This window comes from Cereibacter azotoformans (assembly GCF_021391315.1).
In the GTDB taxonomy this organism is placed as follows: Bacteria; Pseudomonadota; Alphaproteobacteria; order Rhodobacterales; family Rhodobacteraceae; genus Cereibacter_A; species Cereibacter_A azotoformans.
Genome location: NZ_CP090021.1, coordinates 1,570,266 through 1,594,424, shown reverse-complemented (window position 1 = coordinate 1,594,424; position 24,159 = coordinate 1,570,266). Strand labels below are relative to the sequence as shown.

Here is a 24,159-nt window from a genome sequence, read left to right as displayed (position 1 = left end):
CATGGGGGCACGGGACGTGCGGTTTCTTTGCGTCGGGAGGCGCTGGGGGAGGGCGGGTGCGGGTGGTCGGCAAGCGCCTCAGGCACATCGGGCCATGGGCTCTGCCGGATCGCGGGAGACGTCGCTGCTGTATCCACGGGCCGCTTCCATGTCGGGTGCGGCTGCATCAGACAGCGACCGGCCGCAGCGGGCTGCCTCTGTCGCAACGCCGGAACGTGAGTCATCCCGGTGGGTGTCGAAGAACGCGATCGCGGCCTGAAGCTGCACGGCTTGCTCGGCGAGGTGCCCTGCGGTGGCAGACAGCTGTTCGGAGGCCGAGCTGTTCACCTGCGTGACCTTGTCGAGCTGCTGGAGGGCAAGATTGACCTGTGCCACACCGGCTGATTGCTCTTGAGCCGAAGTCGAGATGCCGAGCACCAGACGCGCCGTCTCCTCGATGACCGGAATCAGGTGAGACAGCCGCGCCCCGGCGGCCTGTGCGACATCGACGGTGGAGGCCAAAAGCACGGAGATCTCGGCTGCCGCGGCCCGACTGCGTTCGGCGAACCTGCGCACCTCACCCGCCACCACGGCAAAGCCGCGCCCGTGTTCGCCAGCCCGCGCCGCTTCCACCGCCGCATTGAGGGCAAGCAGATCCGTCTGGCGCGAGATCTCCTGGACCACGGCAATCCTCTGCGAGATGACGCGAACGGCTTCGACGGCCTCAAGCACGCATGACCCGCTGTCGCGCGCTTCCTGCGCGGCCCTGCGAGCCATCGTCTCGGTATCCGCCGCATGGCGGGCTGACTGGCGGATGGTTGCGGCCATTTCTTCCATCGAGGAGGAGGCCTGCAGGGTCGATCCAGCCTGTTCGGACGCGGCTTGACTGAGCTGCCCCGCGGTGGAGGACATCTCTTCGGCCCCCTCGGCCACATGGCGCGAGGATATGGCCACATCGGCCACCACACCGCGCAACTTGTCCACCATCCGGTTGAGCGAACCGACCAGATCCGAGATTTCGTCATTGCCCCTCAGCGGCTCGGTGTGGCTGAGATCGCCGGCCGCCACCCGTTCGGACAGGTCGGTTGCGCGGCGCAGACCCCTTGAGAGGGCGACGAGGATCCAGCCTGCGCACAGGGCGACAAGACCGACATTCGCCGCGAGCGTGATGAGGATCGCGGCGCGACCTTCGTCCTGCTGGCGCCGCGCCTCGGCCGACGCAGCGGCAAGCTGGTTGGATTGCCGCACCAGCAGCTTGGCGAGCAGACTTTCTATCTTCAGCCAGTCATCGCGTCCTTCGGACATGACGAGCTTGAAGGCTTCGTAGCCAAGGCCCATCCGCGCCATGTCCATCGCCTTGCCCTCGATCTCGCGGAGCTGGATTTCGGCCGCCTGCAGCTCGGCCAGCCTGGCGGTTGTGGCGTCATCGGCGATGGCGGAAAGGCTGGCCAGCGCGTCCTTGATGCGTTCGGATGCCTGCGCCATTCGCGCCTCGATCGAGGTGCGCTCGTCCCGGGTGCGGGACAGAAGAAAGTTCCGGATCTCGCGCTGCACCTTCAGCTGGTTCTCGATGATCCGATGGGCAAGCTCGACCTGAGCCGCCTTCTGATGGACGATGTCGTCGAGCGACGCGCGCATTTGCGCGACGTCCCGCAGGGCGATCATCTGCCCGCCACCCGACACGAGCAGGACCGCGACAAAGGACGCGACGAGCTTCAGCTTGATGGAGAGTCTCATGAGTCACGTCCTGTGGGTGCGCCCTTGCCCCGGGAGGCGGAGGTCGATGCGGGCCGACCGCGCCCGGCGGCGGCTGTCGCGGGCGGGTTCAGGCGCCGGCGACCTTCTTCACGACGGCAAGAAGTTGCGCCTGATCGAAGGGCTTGATCATCCAGCCGATGGCGCCGGCCTCCTTGGCCTGCGCCCTCAGCGTGTCCTGCGACTCGGTCGAGAGGAACACGATCGGCACGCCCTTGCCTTCGGGGAGCGTGCGGAGCTTCCGGATGAAGCCGATCCCGTCGAGACGGGGCATGTTCTGGTCGGTCAGGATGGCGTCGAAGCGTTGGGAGCCGGCCTTTTCCAGCGCATCCTGCCCATCGACGGCCTCGACAACCGTGTAGCCCGCCCCGATGAGCGTGAGGCGCACCATCTGGCGAACCGAGGGTGAATCATCCACCGCGAGGATCGTCTTGCTCATGGCCGCGCCTCCGCGGCAGAGGCCGCTGTCCAGAGCCCGCTGTCGATGACGATGCCGCTGTCTTGCCCGAGCGCATGGAGCGCAAGCGCCTCAGCCACGGCCGATCCGGGTGCGGCCGACACTTCGAGCCGTGCACCCGCGGCGGCCGCCTGACGGTGAGCGGCCACGAGCACCTGCAGGATCGCAAGGCTCACGTCCTGCGCACCCTCCGTCGCGATCCTGACGGTGCGGGGCGGGGAGAGGCTGCGCAGAAGATCCGCCAGGAGCCCTCCGGCATCGGCGAGGCTGGCGCGCTCGGGAAGCGCAAGGACAACGGGGGAAGCGGGCATGGGAGGAAGCCTCAGGTCTAGGGGTCCGTTGTTCCCCTTCTGGCGCTCAACCCATAAGCAATTCCTAATGCGCGGCCTTGAATGTCTAAAATCCTCATCGGTCGCTCGGGCTCTCAACCGGAGAGGGAACCAAACCTCCATGCGCCTGTTGACCCCCCACACTGGACGAGAATGGGGATCAGGCGTGACGGACAGGGATGGCGAGGGCGGCCGCAAGCGGGCCGCCCGTGCCTTGCGCGCTCCGAGGGGACCGGAGGCCGAGGTCAAGCGGCCGACAGTGGCGGATGCAAAGGAACAGAGGCGCGCTCCGGTGCAGAGGGGCTCGGCTGCGCCGAGCCGTGCCGGCGCGGACGATCGGCTCATGCTGCTGGCAAATGCGCGCCTGGCCATTGAGGGCGTGAACCTCGAGATCGACGGCGGGCGTTTTCCGGCGAAGGTGGTGGCGGGTCGGCCGGTGGCGGTCGAGGCTGACATCTTCTGCGATGGCCATGACAGCATCGACGCGGCGGTCCTGCACCGGCGGCGCGGGGCCGACGACTGGGCCGAGGTGCCGATGGAGTTTCTCGCGAACGATCGCTGGCGCGCGCGCGTCACCTTTCCCGAGAATGACGCGCACGAGCTGACGTTCCTCGCCTGGCGCGACCTCTTCACGACCTGGCGGAAGGAGGTGGCCAAGAAGCTCGCCGCCGGTCAGAACATCGGGCTGGAGCTGGAGGAGGGGCGGCGGCTCTTGCAGGCGGTCGAGGAGGGAGAGCCGGATGATCGGGCGGTGATCGACCGGACCTTGGCCGAAGATGACGAGGCCGAGGAGCAGGGTCACCGCTTTGCCCGTCTGAACGCGCCGGAGGTGGCCGCGGCGGTGCGCCGCTCCGGCCCACGCACGAACCTGACCTGCTACAAGATCCTGCCGGTTTTTGCCGACCGCGAGGCTGCGGCCTTCTCGGCCTGGTACGAGATGATGCCGCGCTCGCAGTCCGGCGACCCCGAGCGGCACGGCACGTTCGATGACGTGATCCGCAAGCTCGCCTATGTGCGGGATCTGGGCTTCGACGTGCTCTATTTCACGCCAATCCATCCGATCGGGCGGGTCAATCGCAAGGGACGCAACAATTCCCTGACGCCCGAGCCCCACGATCCCGGCTCGCCCTACGCCATCGGGGCGGACGAGGGCGGGCATGATGCAATCCATCCCGAACTCGGCGATTTCGAGAGCTTTGCGCGGCTGGTCGAGGCGGCGCGCGCGCATGATCTCGAGATTGCGCTGGATTTCGCAATCCAGTGCGCGCCGGATCATCCCTGGATCCGGGAACATCCCGAGTGGTTCGACTGGCGACCCGACGGGACAATCAAGTTTGCCGAGAATCCGCCGAAGAAGTACGAGGACATCGTCAACGTCCACTTCTACCGCGGCGCCATCCCGGATCTCTGGCATGCGTTGCGCGACGTGGTTCTGTTCTGGGTGGGCAAGGGCGTCAAGATCTTCCGGGTGGACAATCCACACACCAAGCCCTTTCCGTTCTGGGAGTGGATGATCGAGGAGGTGCGCGCCGAGCATCCCGACGTCATCTTCCTCGCCGAGGCCTTCACGCGGCCGAAGGTGATGAAGCGGCTGGCCAAGGTCGGCTACTCGCAGAGCTACTCCTACTTCACCTGGCGCAACACCAAGGCGGAGCTGATCGAGTATCTGACCGAACTCACGACCGGGGAATGCCGGCACTACATGCGGCCGAACTTCTTCGCCAACACGCCGGACATCAATCCGGTCTATCTCCAGCATTCGGGGCGGCCGGGGTTCCGGGTGCGGCTGGCGCTCGCGGCGACGCTCGGCGGCAATTACGGCATCTACAACGGCTACGAGATCTGCGAGGCGACGCCGGTGCCGGGCAAGGAGGAATATTTCAATTCCGAGAAATACCAGCTTCGCGCGTGGGATTTCGATCAGCCGGGTCACATCCAGGATGACATCCGGCTGATGAACCATATCCGCCGGACCCATCCCGCGATGCGCGACTTCACGCGGCTGCGCTTCTACGATGCCCACAACGACGCGGTGCTCGCCTATGGCAAGAGCACCGAGGACCGATCGGACTTCCTGTTGTTCCACGTCAATCTCGATCCGCACCATGCGCAGACCTTCCAGTTCGAGGTCCCCCTGTGGGAGTTCGGGCTGCCCGATGACGCCTCGGTCGAGGTCGAGGATCTGCTGAACGGAAACCGCTTCACCTGGCACGGCAAGTGGCAGGGGCTGGAGCTTGACCCCCAGACGCGCCCCTACGCGATCTGGCGGCTCTACGCGCCGGGAATGCCCAGATGAACCAGAACGTTCCCCCCGCAACCGTCGCCGTGCGCCGGACCGACCGGATCGATCGCAGCCAGAGCGACTGGTACAAGGATGCGATCATCTATCAGTTGCACATCAAGGCCTTCCAGGACGCGAACGGCGACGGGATCGGCGATTTTGCCGGCCTGATGCAGCGGCTCGACTATGTGCAGGCGCTGGGCGTGACGGCGATCTGGCTCTTGCCCTTCTATCCCTCGCCGCTGCGCGATGACGGCTACGACATCTCGGACTACCGCTCGATCAACCCGTCCTACGGCACGATGCGGGACTTCAAGCTCTTCGTGCAGGAGGCGCACAAGCGCGGGCTGCGCGTCATCACCGAGCTGGTCATCAACCACACCTCGGACCAGCATCCCTGGTTCCAGCGGGCGCGCCGGGCGAAGAAGGGCTCGGCCGCGCGCGACTGGTATGTCTGGAGCGACACCGACCAGAAGTTCCCCGAGACGCGGATCATCTTCCTCGATACGGAAAAGTCCAACTGGACCTGGGACCCTGTGGCCGGGGCCTATTACTGGCACCGCTTCTACTCGCACCAGCCCGACCTGAACTTCGACAACCCGCGGGTCCTCGAGGAGGTTCTCAAGGTGATGCGGATGTGGCTCGACATGGGGGTGGACGGGCTCCGGCTCGACGCGATCCCCTATCTGGTCGAGCGCGAGGGCACCAACAACGAGAACCTCCCCGAGACGCACGATGTCCTGAAGAAGATCCGCGCCGATCTCGACGCCCATTTCCCCGACCGGATGCTGCTGGCCGAGGCGAACCAGTGGCCCGAGGACACGCGCCCCTATTTCGGCGACGGCGACGAATGCCACATGGGCTTCCACTTCCCGCTGATGCCGCGGATGTACATGGCGCTGGCGCAGGCCGACCGGCATCCGATCACCGACATCATCCGCCAGACGCCCGAGATCCCCGAAAGCTGCCAGTGGGGGATCTTCCTGCGCAACCATGACGAGCTGACGCTGGAGATGGTGACGGCGGAAGAGCGCGACTACATGTGGCGCTTCTACGCCGACGATGCGCGGGCCCGGATCAACCTCGGCATCCGGCGCAGGCTGGCGCCGCTGATGAAGAACGACCGGCGCAAGATCGAGCTGCTGAACCAGATGCTCATGTCGATGCCGGGGACGCCCATCGTCTATTATGGCGACGAGATCGGCATGGGCGACAACTACTACCTCGGAGACCGCGACGGGGTGCGCACGCCGATGCAATGGTCGGCCGACCGCAACGGCGGCTTTTCGCGCTCCAATCCGCAACAGCTTTACCTGCCGGTGATCCTCGACCCGATCTATGGCCATCAGGCGATCAACGTCGAGGCGCAGGCGGCGGACCCCTCGTCCCTGCTCAACTGGATGCGGCGGCTGATCGCCGTGCGCAAGCAGCATCCGGCCTTTGGACGCGGCACGATGAGCCTGCTCTATCCGCGCAACCGCAAGGTGCTGGCCTATGTGCGCAGCCACGAGGACACCCACATCCTGTGCGTGGCGAACCTGTCGGACACGGCGCAGGCGGTCGAGCTGGATCTGGGGCGCTTCCGGGGCACGGTGCCAGTGGAACTGACGGGCCGATCCGAATTTCCGCCGGTGGGCGATCTGCCCTACATGCTCACGCTGCCGCCCTACGGGTTCTACTGGTTCGTGCTCTCGGATCAGCAGACGCTGCCCAGCTGGCACCAGCCGATGCCCGAGATCCTGCCCGATTTCATCACGCTCACCACGCGCGACGGGCGGGCCGAGACGGCGCTCAACGGGCGCGAAAAGGGCCAGCTCGAGGCGGACGTCCTGCCGAACTGGCTGCCGCTCCAGCGGTGGTTCGGCGCCAAGGAGGAACGGATCGGCTTGGTCCGGCTTCGGGTTCTGGGGGCGCTGTCCGAGGCCCATGCGCTCGTGCGGCTCGATGCCGAGGTGGGCGGCGAGGCCCACCAGTATTTCCTGCCGGCCTCGACCCTCTGGGGCGAGGACCAGCTCCGCTCGGGCGCGCCGAAGCTGAGCTACACGCTCGCCAAGGTGCGGCGCGGCCCGCAGGTGGGCGCGCTGATCGACGGCGCCTATGACGAACGTCTGGCGCAGGCGATGCTCGATGCGCTGCGGCAGGCGCGGCGGCTGAAGGGGCCGGCGGGCGATGTCCTGTTCGAGCCGGGCTCGGGTCTGGCCGAGATCACCGATCCGGGCGAGCCGCGCTATCTGGGCGCCGAGCAGTCGAACATCTCGATCGCCTTTGGCGACCGGATCATCCTCAAGCTCTATCGCCGCTTGCGTGCGGGCGAGCAGCCGGATGTCGAGGTGGCGCGCTTCCTGACCGAAGTAGCGGGCTACGCGCACACGCCGCGGTTCCTGGGTGTGGTCAGCCTCCAGCCGCCGGAGGGCGAGGCCACGGTCGTGGCGGCGGCCTTCGCCTTCGTGGCCAACATGGGCGACGCCTGGCGCGGCCTTTTCGACGCCCTTGTGCGCGATCTGGGCGAGCATGGTGGCTGGGCCGCCTCCGAGGCGCCGCCGGCGGATGAGGACGGCTTCACCTTCCCGCTCACCATCGCGGGGTTGCTGGGCCAGCGGACGGCGGAACTGCACCGCGCCTTCGCCACCGAAACGGACGATCCCGCCTTCCGGCTGGAGCCGCTGACGGGCGAGCTGCTGTCGCGGTGGGCCGAAGGGGCGCGGGGCGAGGCCGAGGCCATGCTCACCGTGCTCGAGCGGCAGCGAATGACCCTGCCCGAGGAGGTGCAGCCGCTGGCCGAGACGCTGCTTGCGCGGCGCGAGGCGCTGCTGTCCCGTCTCGACCGGGTGAAGGGCTTCGAGGCCTCGGGCGCGCTCAGCCGGATCCACGGCGACTATCATCTGGGGCAGGTGCTGCTGGCGCAGGATGACGTGGCCATCATCGATTTCGAGGGCGAACCCCGCCGTTCGCTGGACGAGCGTCGGCAGAAGTCATCGCCGCTGCGCGACGTGGCCGGGATGCTGCGCTCGTTCGACTATGCGGCGGCCGCGGCCCTTGCGCGCCATGCCGAGGCCCTCGGCCCGGCGAACGATCAGGCGCTGGCGCGGGCCGAGGCCTGGCGGCAGCGCGCGGTGGCCGAGTTCCTCGCCGCCTATGAGGCCGCCGCCGAGGGCGTGGCAAGCCTGCCGGAGGATGCCGGCCTTCGCGGCGCGCTGCTCGACCTCTTCCTCGTGCAGAAGGCGGTCTATGAGACCTCCTACGAATTGGGCAGCCGACCGGCCTGGGTCGGGATCCCGCTGCGCGGCCTTCTGGAACTGCTGGACAGGGAGCCTGCATGAACGTGACACCGAAGCCCGAGGACCTCGTTCCTGAAAGCGACGTGGCCGCCATCATGCGCGGCACGCACGGCGACCCGTTCGGCGTGCTGGGGATGCATGGCGGAGGGGGGGCGCCCCTCTCGGTGCGGGTCTTTGCCCCGCAGGCGGCCGAGGTCCGTGTTCTGGACGGCGCGGGCCAGCCCGTCGCCACGCTCGACAGGATCGGCGCCGAGGGCTTCTTTGCCGGCATCGTGCCGGGGGACGAGCCCTTCGCCTATCGGCTCCGCTTCTGCTCGGGCCCGCACGAATGGGAGGCCGAGGATCCCTACCGCTTTCCGGCCGTGCTGGGCGAGCTGGACGAATATCTCATGGGCGAGGGGCGGCACTACCAGCTCTACACCCGGCTCGGCGCCCATCCCGTGACGCTGGAGGGGGTCGAGGGCGTGAGCTTTGCCGTCTGGGCCCCGAGCGCCCGGCGCGTGTCGGTCGTGGGGGCCTTCAACGCCTGGGACGGCCGCCGCCACCCGATGCGCAAGCGGATCGGCGTCGGCGTGTGGGAGCTGTTCATTCCCGGCCTGCAGGTCGGGGATCTCTACAAGTACGAGATCCTCGGGCCGTCGGGCGAGCGGCTGCCGCTCAAGTCCGACCCGCTCTCCTTCGCGCAGGAGGCGCCGCCCGCGACGGCCTCGCTGGTTCACGGCCTGCCCGAACCCGACTGGCACGACGCCGGCTGGATGCAGGAGCGCGCGAGCCGGCAGGACCGCAGCGCGCCGATCTCGATCTACGAGGTGCATGCGGGCTCGTGGAAGCTTGGCCTCGACTACGATGCGCTGGCCGAGGAGCTGGCAACTTATGTGCGCGAGATGGGCTTCACCCATGTCGAGTTCCTGCCGATCAGCGAACATCCCTTCACCGGCTCGTGGGGCTACCAGCCCATCGGCCTCTTTGCGCCCACCGCCCGCTTCGGCCCGCCAGAGGGCTTCGCGCGGCTGGTGGACCGGCTGCACCGCGAGGGGATCGGCGTCATCCTCGACTGGGTGCCGGCGCACTTCCCCTCGGACGCCCACGGGCTGGCCAATTTCGACGGCACGCACCTTTACGACCACGCCGACCCGCGGCAGGGCTTCCACCGCGACTGGAACACCCAGATCTACAATTTCGGCCGGCAGGAGGTGGCGAACTTCCTTCAGGCCTCGGCGCTCTTCTGGCTTGACCGCTACCATGTCGATGCGCTCCGGGTCGATGCGGTGGCCTCGATGCTCTACCTCGACTATTCGCGCAACGCGGGCGAATGGGTGCCCAACCGCCACGGCGGCCGCGAGAATCTCGAGGCGATCGACTTCCTGCGCGCCGTGAACGAGCGGGTGCGGATCGACCATCCGGGCTGCATCACCATCGCCGAGGAATCCACGGCCTTCCCGCAGGTCAGCCGCCCGGTGCAGGAGGGCGGGCTCGGCTTCGGCTTCAAGTGGAACATGGGCTGGATGCACGACACGCTGGGCTACTTCCGGCGCGACCCGATCCACCGCAGGCACCACCAGAACGACCTGACCTTCGGCATGGTCTATGCCTTCTCCGAGGATTTCGTGCTGCCTCTCAGTCACGACGAGGTGGTGCACGGGAAAGGCTCGCTCATCGGGCAGATGGCGGGCGACCGCTGGCAGAAGTTCGCCAACCTGCGCGCCTACTTCGGCTTCATGTGGGCCCATCCCGGCAAGAAGCTGCTGTTCATGGGCGGCGAGTTCGCGCAGGAGCGCGAGTGGAACCATGACGCCTCGCTGGACTGGCATCTGCTCGACGATCCGGCCCATTCGGGCATGAAGCGTCTGGTCGCCGACCTGAACCGGGAATACCGCCGGCTGCCGGCGCTGCACCGGATGGATTGCGACCCCGAGGGCTTCGAGTGGATCGACGCGGGCGACACCGAGAACAGCGTGCTCAGCTTCCTGCGCAAGGCGCCGGGGGAAAAGCCGGTTCTGGCGGTCTGCAACCTGACGCCCGTGGTGCGCTCCGACTACCGCATCGGGGTGCCGCAGGGCGGCGAGTGGCGCGAGATCCTCAATTCCGACGCGGCGATCTACGGCGGGTCGGACGTGGGCAACCCCGGCTCGCTGCAGGCCGAGGAGGTCTCGTGGCACGGGCGGCCGTTCTCGGTCCGCCTGACCCTGCCGCCGCTCGCCACCATCCTGGTCATGCCTGCATGAGCTTTGCGCTCCGCGAGGGCAGTCCGTTCCCGCTCGGGGCCACCTGGGACGGATCGGGCACCAATTTCGCGATCTTCTCGGCCAATGCGAGCAAGGTCGAGCTTTGCCTCTTCGACGCGCGCGGGCGCCGCGAGATCGCCCGCGTGGCCCTGCCGGAATATACGCACGAGGTCTGGCACGGCTACCTGCCCGAGGTGCGGCCGGGGCAGCTTTACGGCTACCGCGTGCATGGCCCCTACGAGCCGCACAACGGCCTGCGCTTCAACCCCAACAAGCTGCTGATCGACCCCTATGCGCTGATGCTGCAGGGCGAGATCGTCTGGCATGACGCGGTCTTCGGCTACCGGATGGGCAATGCCCGCGCCGACCTGTCGTTCGACCGGCGGGACTCGGCCTTCGTGATGCCGAAATGCGTGGTGGTCGATCCCGCGGTGACCTGGGGGCCGGACTATCCCCCGCGGACCCCTTGGGCCGAGACGATCATCTACGAGGCGCATGTGAAGGGGATGACGGCGCTCAACCCCGAGATCCCGGACCGGGTGCGCGGCAGCTTTGCCGCGCTCGCCGATCCGCGCGCCATCGACCATCTGGTGACGCTCGGGGTGACGGCGGTCGAGCTGATGCCCACACAGGCCTTCTTCGATGACCGCTACCTGATCGAGAAGGGGCTCACGAACTACTGGGGCTACAACACGATCGGCTTCTTCGCTCCCGCCACCCGCTACATCTCGCCCGGCGGCGGCGTGCATGAATTCAAGCTGATGGTGCGCCGGCTGCACGAGGCCGGGATCGAGGTGATCCTCGACGTGGTCTACAACCACACGGCCGAGGGCAACCATCTGGGCCCCACGCTCTCCTTCAAGGGCATCGACAACGCCAGCTACTACATGCTTGGCGACGATCCCCGCTATTACTACGACACGACCGGCTGCGGGAACACGGTGAACCTCGGGCACCAGCGGGTGCTGCAGATGGTGATGGACAGCTTGCGCTACTGGGTTGAGGCCTGCCACGTCGATGGCTTCCGCTTCGATCTGGCGACCTCGCTCGGGCGCGACCGTCAGGGGTTCAACGCGAACGCGGTCTTTCTCGATGCCGTGCGGCAGGACCCGGTGCTGGGCCGGGTCAAGCTGATCGCCGAGCCGTGGGACACGGGTCATGTCGGCTACCAGCTTGGCAATTTCCCCCCGGGCTGGGCCGAGTGGAACGACCAGTACCGCGACACCGTGCGCTCCTACTGGAAGGGCGACGAGGGCGAGTTGCCGGGGCTGGCCTCGCATCTGCTGGGCACGGCGGGCCTCTTCGACCGGCGGGGCAGGCGGCCCTGGGCCAGCATCAATTTCGTGACCGCGCATGACGGCTTCACCCTGTCCGACACGGTCTCCTACAACGACAAGCACAATGCGGCGAACCAGGAGGAGAACCGCGACGGCCATTCCGACAATCGCAGCTGGAACTGCGGCGAGGAGGGGCCCTCCGAGGACGAGGAGGTGCTCGATCTTCGCGACCGGATGCGCCGGGCGATGATGGGCACGCTCCTGATCTCGCAGGGCACGCCGATGATCCTGATGGGCGACGAGGTGGGCCGCAGCCAGGGCGGCAACAACAACGCCTATTGCCAGGACAACGGGATGAACTGGCTGAAGCTCGACGACCTGTCGGCGCGGGATGTGGCCTTTCTCGACTTCACCCGGCGGCTGATCGCGCTGCGGAAGGGCCGGCCGTTCTTCCGGCACCCGTCCTTCCTGCACAAGGCGGCCGTGGGGCAGCAGCCGGTCGAGGTCTGCTGGTTGCGCCCCGACGGCGAGGAGATGATGCCCGAGGACTGGCACAACCCGGCCGCGCGCACCTTGGGCCTGTTGATCCGGAACAAGCCGGCGGTGCTCGCGCTTTTCAACAGCCACTACGAAGAGGTGCCGTTCACGCTGCCGCACTGCGGCGGCTGGTGGCGGATGATCGTGGATACGGCGACCGGACGGGTGCCCGAGCGGCCGGTGCCCATCCGGTCGGCGGGCTTTGCCGTGCCGCCGCGGGGACTGATGGTGCTGGAGGAGCATGAATGAGCGATTGGACCTGGGGACCACTGCACGAGGATGGCACCGTCCGCTTCCGCCTGTGGGCTCCGTCCGAAGAGCGGCTCGGGCTGCGGCTGGACGGGCAGGATCATCCGATGGAGCGGCAGGAGGGTGGCTGGTTCGAGGTCCGGCTTCCGGCGCAGGCGGGCATGGACTATGGCTTCGTGCTCGCCAGCGGGCAGGTGGTGCCCGATCCCGCGGCGCGGGCGCAGGCGGGCGATGTCCATGGCCTCTCGCGGCTGGTCGCGGACAGCTACGACTGGAAGACCGACTGGACGGGCCGCCCCTGGGCCGAGACCGTCGTGATGGAGCTGCACATCGGCACCTTCACCCCGGAGGGCACCTTCCGCGCGGCCATTGAACGCCTGCCGCATCTGGCCGAGATCGGGATCACCATGATCGAGCTGATGCCGGTGGCGCAGTTCGCCGGCAACCGGGGCTGGGGCTATGACGGCGTCCTGCTCTATGCGCCGCATCCCGCCTACGGGACGTCCGAGGATCTGAAGGCGCTGGTCGATGCCGCGCACGGGCTGGGCATGAGCGTGGTCCTCGATGTGGTCTACAACCACTTCGGGCCCGAAGGGAATTACCTCGGCGCCTATGCGGCCGAGTTCTTCGACCCCGAGCGGCACACCCCCTGGGGCAGCGCCATCGCCTATCACCTTCCGGCCGTGCGGAGCTTCTTCATCGAGAACGCGCTCTACTGGCTGACCGAGTTCCGCTTCGACGGGCTCAGGATCGACGCGGCCGACCACATCCGCGACCCCGAATCCGATCCCGAGGTGCTGGTGGATCTGGCCCGCACCATCCGGCAGGCGATCCCGGACCGGCCCATCCATCTCACGACCGAGGACAACCGCAACATCACCCGCCTCCATGAACGGGGCCCGCAGGGCGAGGTGGTGCTGCATACCGCCGAATGGAACGACGACCTGCACAATGTAGCGCATGTTCTGCTGACGGGCGAGACTGAAGGCTATTACCGCGACTTCGTGAAGGATCACTGGCGGAAATACGCCCGCGCGCTGGCCGAGGGCTTCGTCTATCAGGGCGAGCAGTCCGAGCATGAAGGCGCGCCGCGCGGGATGCCTTCGGGCCATCTGCCGCCGCTGGCCTTCGTCGATTTCCTCCAGAACCACGACCAGGTCGGCAACCGCGCCTTCGGCGAGCGGCTGACGACGCTGGCACCCGAGGCACGGCTGCGCGCCATGATGGCGATCCTGCTGCTGTCGCCGCATGTGCCGCTCCTGTTCATGGGCGAGGAATGGGGCGAGACGCGCCCCTTCACCTTCTTCACCGACTTCACCGGCGAGTTGGGCGATGCGGTGCGCAACGGGCGGCGCAAGGAGTTCGAGCATTTCTCGGCCTTCCAGGGGCTCGACCTCGACAGGACCGTGCCCGACCCCAACGCCGAAGGCACCTTCCTCTCCTCCAGGCTCGACTGGGGGCACCGCAAGACCGCGCGCGGCCGGTCCTGGATGGAGTTCGTCCGCGCTCTGCTGGCCACCCGCGCACGCGAGATCGCCCCGCGCCTGGAGCGCGCGCCGGGGAACGGGGGTCGCGTGGTCGCCGTCTCGGACGATCTGGTGGCGGTGGACTGGCGGCTCGAGGGGGCGGTGCTGCGGCTGCGTGCCAACCTCGACGACCGGCCGCAGGACTTGCCCCACGCGGAGGGGCGTGTGATCCATGCCTCACCCGGCGCCGCGCCCGGCGCTCCGCTGCCGGCCTGTTCGGTGCTGGTCACGCTCGAGGAGCTTGCATGAGCAATACCATCGAAGAAAGGGCGGCAGAGTTCGCCATCCAGCCCAGCTACCACGCGCTCGGGGGAGAGTTCGTCCGCCCGCCGGTCGAGACCCTGCGCGCGCTGCTGGACGCCTTCGGCATCCCGCCGGAAGGTCCGCCGCCCGACCGCGCCCCGCCCGTGATGCGCGCGCCGGAGGGCGAGCCGTGCTTCTTGCCCGAGGGCGAGATGCGGCTCTGGGGGATCGCGGCACAGCTCTACCAGCTGCGCTCCGGGCGCAACTGGGGGATCGGCGACTTTGCCGATCTCTGCGCGCTGGCGCGGATCGCGGGCGCCGCGGGGGCGGACTTCATCGGGCTGAACCCGCTGCACGCGCTCTTTCTGGCCAATCCCGCCCACACAAGTCCCTTCTCGCCCTCGAACCGGCGTTTCCTGAACCCGCTCTACATCGCGGTGGACCGCGTGCCGGGCTACCGGGACGAGCTTGCGCCCGAGGGGCTCGATCGGCTGCGCGCGCCCGATCTGGTGGACTATCCGGCGGTGGCTGCGGCCAAGCTCGGCGCGCTGTGGCGCCTGTGGATGGAAGGGCCGGACGATCCGGTGGGCTTCATGCGCTTCTGCACCGAAGGGGGCGAGCTTCTGCGGCGGCACGCGCTGTTCGAGGCGATCTCGGCGAAGATGGTGGCGGACGAACACGGCGCAGGCTGGCGCGGCTGGCCGGTGGAGCTGCAGGATGCCAAGAGCCCCGCGGTGGCCGAGTTCGCCGAGGCCCATGCCGAGGACATCGGCTTTCATTACTGGCTGCAGTGGATCGCCGACCGGCAGCTTGGAGAGGCGCGCGACGCCTGCCGCGCGGCGGGCATGAAGATCGGGCTCTATCTCGACTTCGCCGTAGGCGAGGTGCCCGACGGATCGAGCACCTGGTCGGACCCGAGCCTTGCCGTGTCGGGCCTGCGCATCGGCGCCTCGCCCGACTGGTTCAACGCACAGGGACAGGACTGGGGCCTTGCACCGCTCTCGCCCGTCAAGCTCGCCGATCTTCATGCGGCCCCGTTCGGGGCGCTGATGCAGGATGCGACGCGGCGGGCGGGCGCGCTGCGGATCGACCATGCGATGGGGGTCTGGCAGCTTTTCCTCATCCCGGACGGAATGGGCGCGCCGCAGGGCACCTATGTCCGCTACCCGATCGAGGACATGCTGCGCGTGCTGGCCGAGGCCTCGCGCCGCAACCGCACGATCGTGATCGGCGAGGATCTGGGCAACGTGCCCGACGGGTTCCGCGAGTTGATGGCGCGGATGAACATCCTCTCCTACCGCATCCTGCTCTTCGAGCGGCACGACCACGGCTACATCGCCCCCGAGCATTATCCGCGCGAGGCGCTGGTCTGCCTCTCGACCCACGATCTGCCCACCTTCCGCGGCTGGTGGCGGGGCGACGACGTGGCGATCCGGCGCGAGTTCCACCTGATCTCGGAAGAGGCCGCGCGCCAGCAGGGCGAGTTCCGCTGGACCGAGCGGCGCCAGCTGCTCGAGGATCTGGCGCGGGCGGGCCTGATGGGCTGGGACGAGATTGACCGGATCGGTCCAGAGGATCCGCCCGAGGCGCTGTTGGTGGCGGTGCACCGTCACCTCGCGCGCACGCCCTCGCGTCTCCTCGCGGTGCGGATCGAGGACATGGCGGGCGAGGTCGCGCCGGTGAACGTGCCCTCGACCGTGGACGAACATCCCAACTGGCGGCGCAGGCTCGGCGTGCCGCTGGAAGCTCTCGCCGACACCGCGCTCTTCCGCGGCATCGCCGGGGCCGTCGCCGCCGAGCGACCCAGGGAGTCCCCATGAGCGTCCGCGCGACCTACCGCATCCAGTTCACCTCCGACTTCCGGTTTGCGGATGCGGCGCGGCTTGCGCCCTACCTCTCCCGGCTGGGGATCAGCCACCTCTACGCCTCGCCCATCCTTGCCGCGCGTGAAGGCTCGACCCACGGCTATGACGGGGTGCATTACAGCCTCATCAGCCCCGAGCTGGGCGGCGAGGACGAGTTCCGCGCCATGGCCGCGACCTTCCGTGAGCACGGGATGGGGGTGATCGTCGATTTCGTGCCGAACCACATGGGGGTAGGGGGCGCGGACAATGTCTTCTGGCTCTCGGTGCTGGAATGGGGACAGCAGAGCCCGGTCGCGGGCTGGTTCGACATCGACTGGGAGAGCCCGACGCCGGGCCTTGCCGGCAAGGTGCTGATGCCGTTCCTTGGCGACCAGTATGGCGAGGTGCTGGCGCGGGGCGAGCTGGAGCTGCGCTACGACGCCGACCGCGGTGCCTTTGCGGTCTGGGCCCACGACACGCACAAGCTGCCGATCTGCCCGCAGACCTACGCGATGATCCTGCGCGCGGCGCCCGGCTACGAGGAACTGGCCGCTGACTTCGAGGCGGCGGGCGAGGCCGGGCCTGCCGATCCCGTCTGGGCCGACCTGCGCCGGCGCCTGCGCAAGACCGACCCGACGCCCGCCCTGGCCGCCTTCCGTGGCACGCCCGGCGATCTCGAAAGCTGGGCCGCGCTCGACCGGCTGGCCGAGGCGCAGAACTGGCGCGCGGCCAAGTTCTCGATGGACAGCGACGCGATCAACTACCGGCGCTTCTTCACCATGAGCGATCTGGCCGGCGTGCGGGTCGAGAAGGCCGAGGTCTTCGCGGGTGTGCACCGGCTGATCCTGCGGCTGATGGAGGAAGGTGTCGTCGAGGGCATCCGCATCGACCATATCGACGGGCTGGTCGATCCCAAGGGCTATTGCCTGCGCCTGCGCGGCTCGCTCGACCGGCCGTTCCCGCTCTATGTCGAGAAGATCCTCGCCCCGGACGAGATCCTGCCCGAAAGCTGGCAGGCGGACGGGACCACGGGCTACGAGTTTGCCAATCTGGCCGTCGGGCTGCTGGCCGATCCTGCGGGATGCGAGGCGCTCACACAGGTTCACGCCGACTTCACCGGCCAGACGGCCGCGCCCGAGGATCTGGTCCATCAGGCCAAGCTCGAGATCATGGCCCAGCCGATGGCGGCGGAACTCGAGAGCCTGTCGGACCGGCTTCTGGCGCTGGTGGCCGACGATCCGAGGCGGCGCGACTTCGGCCGGGCGGCGGTGCGGTCGGGCCTGTCGCAGGTGGTGGCCGCGCTCGACGTCTATCGCACCTATGCCGACCGCGACGGCCTCTCGCCGCCCGACCGGGCCCGCATCGAGGGGGCCGTGGAACGGGCGCGGGCGCGCGCGCCCGAGGTCGATCCGGGCATCTACGACTTCATCGCCGATGTGATGACGCTCGAACTGGCGGGGGAACAGCCCGACAAGCGCGACGAGATCCTGGCCCTCGTCCTGCGCCTTCAGCAGTTCACGGGGCCGGTGATGGCCAAGGGGCTCGAGGACCGGGCGCTCTACCGCTACGCGCGCTTCATCGCGCTCAACGAGGTCGGCAGCGAGCCCGGCCATTTCGGCGTGAGCCTCGAGACCTTTCACCGCGCCAACCGCGACCGGCTGGAGCGTGAACCGGGCGCGATGCTCACCACCTCGACGCACGACACCAAACGCGGTGAGGATGCGCGGATGCGGATCGCCGCCATCAGCGGTCATGTCGGGGAGTGGGCAAGGAAGGTCGATGAATGGCACGGCCTTCTGGCCTCCGAAGACGCGCCCGTGGACCGCAACGAGGAATATTTCTTCTACCAGCTTCTTCTGGGGGTCTGGCCGATGGACTGGACCGGGCCGCCGCCGGCCGAGGATCTGGCCGCCCTGCGCGAGCGGGTCGAGGCGGGGATGCTCAAGTCGATCCGCGAGGCGGCGGTCAACAGCCGCTGGGTCTTTGGCAACGAGGAGTATGAAGCGGCCTTCTGCGCCTTCATCGGCCGCGCGCTGGGCGCGCCCGACAGCGCCTTCCTGCGCTCGTTCCTGGAGTTTCACGCGCGGATCCGGCCCGAGGCCGAGGCCAACATCCTCGCCCAGACCGTGCTGAAGCTGACGGTTCCGGGGATGCCGGACATCTATCAGGGCGCCGAACTCTGGGAGCAGAGTCTGGTCGATCCCGACAACCGCCGGCCTGTGGATTTCGCGCTTCGTGAACGGCTGCTGGCCGAACTGGTGGACAAGCCGCCAGCCGAGGCCCCGTCGGAGGGCGGGGCGTTGAAGATGGCGCTGACCGCGCGGCTCCTGCGGCTGCGCGCCGAGGCGCCCGCGCTCTTGGCCCGCGGCAGCTACGAACCGCTGGAGATGCCGGAAGGAATCTGCGCCTTCCTGCGCGAGGCGGAGGGCCGCCGGATGCTGGTGGCCTGCCGGCTGAACCGTGCGCAGGGGGCCGATGCAAAAGCCGTCTTGCCAGCAGGCCGCTGGCGCGATCTGGTATCGGGTGAGACCCTGTCGGGCGAGCTGAACCTCGGCCGGCTTCCCGTGGCGGTTCTCGTGGACGGCGCCGAGTGACCGGACGGGCGACGCGCTGGACATGGACCTTGGCAGTGGCTAGAACGCCGTTAGCGCTAACAGACAGCAGGGCGGTCGATGGTTTCGAGAGTTATTCCCGTGGATATCTTCGATCTGGTCATCTTTGGCGGCACAGGCGACCTCGCCCGGCGCAAGATCCTTCCCGGCCTCTACCGGCGCTTCCTCGCCGGGCAGATGCCGCTCGAAAGCCGGATCATCGCCGCGGCGCGCTCGGAGATGGAGGATGAGGCGTTCCGGGCGCAGGTCCGCGCCGCGCTCGAGGAATTCGTGGCGCCGGCCCGACGGGACGACCAGGCGATCGAGGGCTTTCTTGAACGGATCCACTATGTCGCCATCGACGCGACCGGCACCTCGGGCTGGGCGCGGCTGAAGGAGATGATGCGCCCCGACGTCGTGCGGGCCTTCTATTTCTCGGTGGCGCCCTCCCTGTTCGGCGCGCTGGCCGAACGGCTGCACGAGAACGACATCGCGGGCGCACAGAGCCGCATCGTCGTCGAGAAGCCCTTCGGCCGCGACCTCGAATCCGCCCGCGCGCTCAACCGCGTTCTGGCGCTGCATTTTGCCGAAGAGCAGATCTACCGGATCGATCACTATCTCGGCAAGGAGACGGTCCAGAACCTGATGGCGGTGCGTTTCGCCAACATCCTGTTCGAGCCGCTGTGGAAGGCGCAATATATTGATCATGTGCAGATCACGGTGGCCGAAACCGTGGGCGTGGGCGGGCGAGGGGCCTATTACGACACCTCGGGCGCCATGCGGGACATGGTGCAGAACCACCTGATGCAGCTCCTCTGCCTGATCGCGATGGAGCCTCCGTATCATTTCGATCCGAACGCGGTCCGCGACGAAAAGCTCAAGGTGATCCGTGCGCTCGACCCGGTGCCCCCCGAGGACATCGTGCGGGGCCAGTATCTCGCCGGCGGCGGGCAGGAGGGCTATCTCGACCATGCCGGCAACCCCCGCAGCCGGACCGAGAGCTACATCGCCATGAAGGTGCATATCTCCAACTGGCGCTGGAAGGGCACGCCCTTCTACCTGCGCACCGGCAAGCGGCTGCGCGGCCGCGCCTCCGAGATCGCCATCACCTTCCGCGAACCGCCGCACTCGATCTTCGACGACGCCGAGGACTGGCGCGAGAACGTCCTCGTGATCCGGTTGCAGCCGGACGAGGGCATCAATCTCAAGGTGATGATCAAGGAGCCGGGGCCGGGGGGGATGCGTCTCACGCAGGTTCCGCTCGACATGTCCTTTGCCGAGGCGCTCGGGCCCGACGGCGAGGACATCCCCGACGCCTACGAGCGGCTGATCATGGATGTGATCCGCGGCAACCAGACCCTCTTCATGCGCGGCGACGAGGTCGAGGCCGCCTGGGCCTGGGTCGATCCGATCATCGCCGCCTGGGAGCGCCGCGGCGACCGGCCAAAGAGCTACGAGCCGGGAACCTCCGGCCCCGAGGATGCGCTGATGCTCATGCACCGCGACGGCCGGCGCTGGCGCGAGATCCGCTGACGGCCGCAAGGCCCTGCGTCCGAGGAGAATGACCATGCAATTCGTCGAATATCCCGATCGCGAGTTCCTGATGCTGTCGCTCGCGAACAGGATCGCGGGCGAACTGGCCGACTTCCTGCGCCGCGAGGATCACGCAAGCCTCTGCGTTCCCGGCGGCACCACGCCGGGGCCCGTGTTCGACACCTTGTCGGGCGTGGACATCGACTGGCCGCGGATCACGGTCTTTCTCAACGACGAACGCTGGGTGCCCGAGACGAGCCCGCGCTCGAACACGCGGCTTCTGCGCGAACGGCTGCTGACGGGTCGCGCCGCGGCCGCCGGGTTCCTCCCGCTGCGGGCCGACACCGACACGCCCGAGGAGGCGCTCGAGGGCCTCGCCGCCGCGATCGAGCCGCATCTGCCGATCTCGGTGCTGCTCTTGGGCATGGGCGAGGACATGCACACCGCCTCGCTCTTTCCGGGCGCCGACCGGCTCGACGACGCACTGTCCGACAGCGCGCCCCTGCTCATGGCGCTCCGGGCCGAGGCGGCGGGCGAGCCGCGCATCACGCTCACCGCGCCCGCCCTCAAGGGGGCGCTGGCGATCCATGTCCTCATCACCGGCGCGGCGAAGCGCGCGGCGCTCGAACGGGCCCAGGGGTTGACGCCCCGGGAGGCTCCGATCAAGGCTTTGCTGGCAAACGCAACCGTGCATTGGGCGGAATAGGCAGCATTGGAATGAAGCAGATCTGGCAGGCGCTGAAGGCGCATCAACAGGCGGTCGAACATCGCCCGATCCTCGACCTTTTCGCGGACCCGCGGCGGGCAGAGAGCTTTTCGACACGCCTGGACGACATGCTGTTCGACTGGTCGAAGACCAACATCGACCATACGGCGCGCGACCTCCTGATCGATCTCGCCGGCGCGGCGGGCGTCTCCCAGAAACGCGACGCGATGTTCGCGGGCCGGAAGATCAACGAGACCGAGGGGCGCGCGGTGCTCCACACCGCGCTGCGCAACATGGACCGTCCGGTTCTGGTCGAAGGGCAGGACGTGACGGCGGGCTTGCGTGAGACGCACGCCCGGATGCAGGCTTTCGCGCACGACCTGCGCGAGGGGCGCTTCACGGGGCAGGGCGGGCGCATCACCGACGTGGTCAATATCGGCATCGGCGGCTCGGACCTTGGTCCTGCGATGGCCTGTCTTGCGCTGGCGCCCTACGCCGACGGGCCGCGCTGCCATTTCGTCTCGAACGTCGATGGCGCCCACATCCACGACACGCTGAAGGATCTCGACCCCGCCACGACGCTGGTGATCGTCGCCTCCAAGACCTTCACCACCATCGAGACCATGACCAACGCCGAGACCGCCCGGCGCTGGATGGAGGGACGCGTCGCCCATCCCGCGGCGCAGTTCGCCGCCGTCTCGACCGCGGCCGACCGGACGGCGGCGTTCGGGATCGATGCCTCGCGCGTTTTCGGATTCGAGGACTGGGTGGGCGGGCGCTATTCGATGTGGGGGCCCATCGGTCTCTCGTTGATGATCGCGATCGGCCCCGAGGATTTCGATGCCTTCCTCTCGGGTGGCGCCGCCATGGACCGCCACTTCCGCGAGGCGCCCTTCGCCGAGAACCTGCCGGTGCTGCTCGCGCTGGTGGGCATCTGGCACAACCAGATCTGCGGACACGCCACCCGCGCCGTGCTGCCCTACGACCAGAGGCTCGCCCGCCTGCCCGCCTATCTCCAGCAGCTCGAGATGGAATCGAACGGCAAGCGCGTGGCCATGGACGGGCACGAACTTGCGCTCCACTCCGGTCCGATCGTCTGGGGCGAGCCCGGAACGAACGGCCAGCACGCCTTCTACCAGCTCATCCACCAGGGCACGCGGGTGGTGCCGTGCGAGTTCCTTGTGGCGCGCGACGGCCACGAGCCGGATCTGGCCCACCAGCACCTGCTTCTCGTCTCGAACTGCCTTGCCCAGTCCGAGGCTCTCCTGCGCGGCCGCTCGCTCGACGAGGCGCGCGCGATCCTGGCGAAGAAGGGCCTGACCGGCACCGAGCTCGAGCGGCAGGCGCGCCACCGGGTCTTCCCCGGCAACCGTCCCTCGACGACGCTCGCCTATCCGAAGCTCACGCCCGCGATGCTCGGCCGCATCATTGCGCTCTACGAACATCGGGTCTTTGTCGAGGGCGTGATCCTCGGCATCAACTCCTACGACCAGTGGGGCGTGGAACTCGGCAAGGAGCTGGCGCTCGCGCTGCAGCCGATGCTCGAGGGCCGCGCCGGCACCGAGGGCAAGGACGGCTCCACCCGCCAGCTCATCGACTTCCTGCGCAGATGAGGCGAGGGCCTGCCTTCCTTCACTCTGGTCCAAATATCCCGGGGGTCCGGGGGGCAGAGCCCCCGGCCTTCGTCTGAGATCGCCGCTGGAAGTCAGATCACCGCGGTGACGATGACCTCGACCCTGTAGCCGGGCGCTGCAAGCTTCGCCTCGCCGGTCGCACGGGCCGGGCAGTGCCCCTGCGGCACCCATTCGTCCCAGACCGCGTTCATCTCGGCGAAATCGGCCATGTCGGCCAGCCAGATCTGCGCCGAGACGATGCGGGTCTTGTCGCTGCCGGCCAGCGCGAGCAGACGGTCCACTTCGGCGAGGCAGGTGCGGGTCTGCTCGGCCACGGACTCGCCCGGATGGCCGACCTGACCCGCAAGCCAGACCATGCCATTGGCCCTGACGGCCTGGCTCATGCGTGCGCCGGTTTCGTATCGGGTGATCTCGGTCATGAAAGCCTCCTTGGATGATACCCCCTGTTAGCCGAGCGGCACCCCGCGGGAAAGCCGCCCCGCGCGGGAGCGTCACCCGCGACGCGTGAATGGGCCCGTAGGTCGCGCCTCCGGTCCGGCCGCAGGATAAGCATGTCCGTTCCGCCCTGCGTGCTCCGCCGGAACACCTGTCCGCCCTTCGGCCTCTATCGGGAAAAATCGTCCCGGACGTCGCCACATGCGCGGAAATCGTGACGGCTGCGGCGGCTTCGGGGGCGGGCGGGACGGACCATCCTCCCTTGATTTTCCCCGTCCGACGCTCGATCTGAAGCGCACTCCAAATCTGAGGACATGTGACGCCATGCGACTGATTCCGCTCGCCACCGCGGCTCTGATGGTCATCTCCGCGCCGGCCTTCGCCCAGCAGACCTTCGGCCCGCTTCTGACCCCCGAGCAGGCCGCCGAAGCGCAGGCATCGGGCGAGGCGCTCTTCATCGACATCCGCGCCGGTGAGGAGGGCAAGCCCCAGCCCTACGCCGAGGGTCACATCGCGGGCGCCGTCTCCGCTCCCTACGGCCTGTTCCGCGGTCCGGCCGACAATCCCGGCAAGGTTCCCGAGGCCGACCGGCTGACCGAGATCCTGCAGGGCCTCGGCGTCACGGCGGATCGTCCGACCGTCATCGTCCACGAGGGCAAGGACGCCACCGACTTCGGCGCCGCCGCCCGGGTTTACTGGACCCTGAAATCCAGCGGCGTGAGCCAACTCGCCATCATCAACGGGGGCATGCGCGGCTGGCAGGAGGCGGGTCTTCCGCTGAGCACCGAAGCCGCGACCCCCAGCCCCAGCGACTTCACCGTCGCCTTCTCGGACGCCTGGCTGGCCACCGAGCAGGACGTGCGGGAGGTTGTCGAGGGCGAAGGGCAGGCGACGCTGATCGACGCGCGCCCGCAGGAGTTCTGGGAAGGCAAGAAGGCCGCGCCGGCCGCCGCCCGTCCCGGCACGCTGCCGCAGTCGGAATATTTCACGCATGACCGCTGGTTCGGCTCGAACCCCGCGGTCATGGATGCGGACCGCGCCCGGACCCTTGCGGCCGAGGCGGGCTACACCGGCGTCGAAGAGCTGATCTCCTTCTGCAACACCGGCCACTGGGCGGCGACCAACTGGTTCGCGCTGAGCGAGCTGGCGGGCGTCGAGAATGTCAAGCTCTACCCCGAATCGATGGTGGGCTGGTCGAACGCCGGCCTGCCGATGGAGAATGTTCCGGGGCCGCTCCAGAACCTCTGGAACCAGATCAGCGGCGTCTTCTGAGGATCGGA

Annotated in this window: 15 protein-coding genes; 11 read left to right on the top strand and 4 right to left on the bottom strand. The window is 68.2% G+C overall.

Annotated features, from left to right (window positions below):
• Positions 1 to 78: 78 nt before the first annotated feature.
• The 3 genes from LV780_RS07925 to LV780_RS07915 all read right to left on the bottom strand — a co-directional run bounded on the left by LV780_RS07925 (position 79) and on the right by LV780_RS07915 (position 2,502).
• Positions 79 to 1,716 carry a methyl-accepting chemotaxis protein gene (locus tag LV780_RS07925; RefSeq protein WP_108220286.1) on the bottom strand — a complete coding sequence of 546 codons (1,638 nt, stop codon included), beginning with the start codon at positions 1,714 to 1,716 and terminating at the stop codon, positions 79 to 81.
• Positions 1,717 to 1,804: 88 nt separating this feature from the next.
• Entirely contained in the window at positions 1,805 to 2,173 is a 369-nt protein-coding gene (locus tag LV780_RS07920) for a response regulator (protein WP_011908809.1), read from the bottom strand.
• The gene (locus tag LV780_RS07915; protein WP_108220285.1) at positions 2,170 to 2,502 is read right to left on the bottom strand and encodes an STAS domain-containing protein; all 333 of its coding nucleotides are present in this window, start codon (positions 2,500 to 2,502) and stop codon (positions 2,170 to 2,172) included. Before LV780_RS07915 ends, LV780_RS07920 begins: the two co-directional genes overlap by 4 nt.
• A 139-nt stretch (positions 2,503 to 2,641) precedes the next feature.
• Here LV780_RS07915 and LV780_RS07910 point away from each other — a divergent pair, with 139 nt between their 5' ends.
• The 10 genes from LV780_RS07910 (at position 2,642) to pgi (ending at position 22,423) form a co-directional block, all read left to right on the top strand.
• A complete protein-coding gene (locus tag LV780_RS07910) occupies positions 2,642 to 4,816 on the top strand; it encodes an alpha-1,4-glucan--maltose-1-phosphate maltosyltransferase (protein ID WP_407647888.1) in 2,175 nt (724 codons plus the stop codon).
• Positions 4,813 to 8,121 carry a maltose alpha-D-glucosyltransferase gene (gene treS, locus LV780_RS07905; RefSeq protein ID WP_108220284.1) on the top strand — a complete coding sequence of 1,103 codons (3,309 nt, stop codon included), beginning with the start codon at positions 4,813 to 4,815 and terminating at the stop codon, positions 8,119 to 8,121. Before LV780_RS07910 ends, treS begins: the two co-directional genes overlap by 4 nt.
• On the top strand, positions 8,118 to 10,304 hold the full coding sequence (gene glgB, locus LV780_RS07900; RefSeq protein ID WP_117344982.1) for a 1,4-alpha-glucan branching protein GlgB: 2,187 nt from the start codon (positions 8,118 to 8,120) through the stop codon (positions 10,302 to 10,304). The genes treS and glgB overlap by 4 nt, the downstream gene beginning before the upstream one ends.
• A complete protein-coding gene (gene glgX, locus LV780_RS07895; RefSeq protein WP_108220282.1) occupies positions 10,301 to 12,367 on the top strand; it encodes a glycogen debranching protein GlgX in 2,067 nt (688 codons plus the stop codon). Before glgB ends, glgX begins: the two co-directional genes overlap by 4 nt.
• Positions 12,364 to 14,142, top strand: a complete 1,779-nt coding sequence (gene treZ / locus LV780_RS07890) for a malto-oligosyltrehalose trehalohydrolase (protein WP_108220281.1) — start codon at positions 12,364 to 12,366, stop codon at positions 14,140 to 14,142. The genes glgX and treZ overlap by 4 nt, the downstream gene beginning before the upstream one ends.
• The gene (gene malQ, locus LV780_RS07885) at positions 14,139 to 15,956 is read left to right on the top strand and encodes a 4-alpha-glucanotransferase (RefSeq protein WP_108220280.1); all 1,818 of its coding nucleotides are present in this window, start codon (positions 14,139 to 14,141) and stop codon (positions 15,954 to 15,956) included. The genes treZ and malQ overlap by 4 nt, the downstream gene beginning before the upstream one ends.
• Positions 15,953 to 18,574 carry a malto-oligosyltrehalose synthase gene (locus LV780_RS07880; RefSeq protein ID WP_108220279.1) on the top strand — a complete coding sequence of 874 codons (2,622 nt, stop codon included), beginning with the start codon at positions 15,953 to 15,955 and terminating at the stop codon, positions 18,572 to 18,574. Before malQ ends, LV780_RS07880 begins: the two co-directional genes overlap by 4 nt.
• 78 nt (positions 18,575 to 18,652) lie before the next feature.
• On the top strand, positions 18,653 to 20,104 hold the full coding sequence (zwf, locus tag LV780_RS07875) for a glucose-6-phosphate dehydrogenase (RefSeq protein WP_011908800.1): 1,452 nt from the start codon (positions 18,653 to 18,655) through the stop codon (positions 20,102 to 20,104).
• A 34-nt stretch (positions 20,105 to 20,138) separates the two neighbouring features.
• A complete protein-coding gene (gene pgl, locus LV780_RS07870) occupies positions 20,139 to 20,810 on the top strand; it encodes a 6-phosphogluconolactonase (RefSeq protein WP_011908799.1) in 672 nt (223 codons plus the stop codon).
• A gap of 11 nt (positions 20,811 to 20,821) precedes the next feature.
• Positions 20,822 to 22,423: a glucose-6-phosphate isomerase gene (gene pgi, locus LV780_RS07865; RefSeq protein ID WP_108220278.1), complete on the top strand. Its 1,602-nt coding sequence runs from the start codon at positions 20,822 to 20,824 to the stop codon at positions 22,421 to 22,423.
• A 92-nt stretch (positions 22,424 to 22,515) separates the two neighbouring features.
• On the opposite strand, the gene LV780_RS07860 is transcribed toward pgi, so the two are convergent.
• On the bottom strand, positions 22,516 to 22,863 hold the full coding sequence (locus LV780_RS07860) for a RidA family protein (RefSeq protein WP_011908797.1): 348 nt from the start codon (positions 22,861 to 22,863) through the stop codon (positions 22,516 to 22,518).
• Between the two features lie 340 nt (positions 22,864 to 23,203).
• Here LV780_RS07860 and LV780_RS07855 point away from each other — a divergent pair, with 340 nt between their 5' ends.
• A complete protein-coding gene (locus LV780_RS07855) occupies positions 23,204 to 24,151 on the top strand; it encodes a sulfurtransferase (RefSeq protein ID WP_108220277.1) in 948 nt (315 codons plus the stop codon).
• The last annotated feature ends 8 nt before the right edge of the window (positions 24,152 to 24,159 follow it).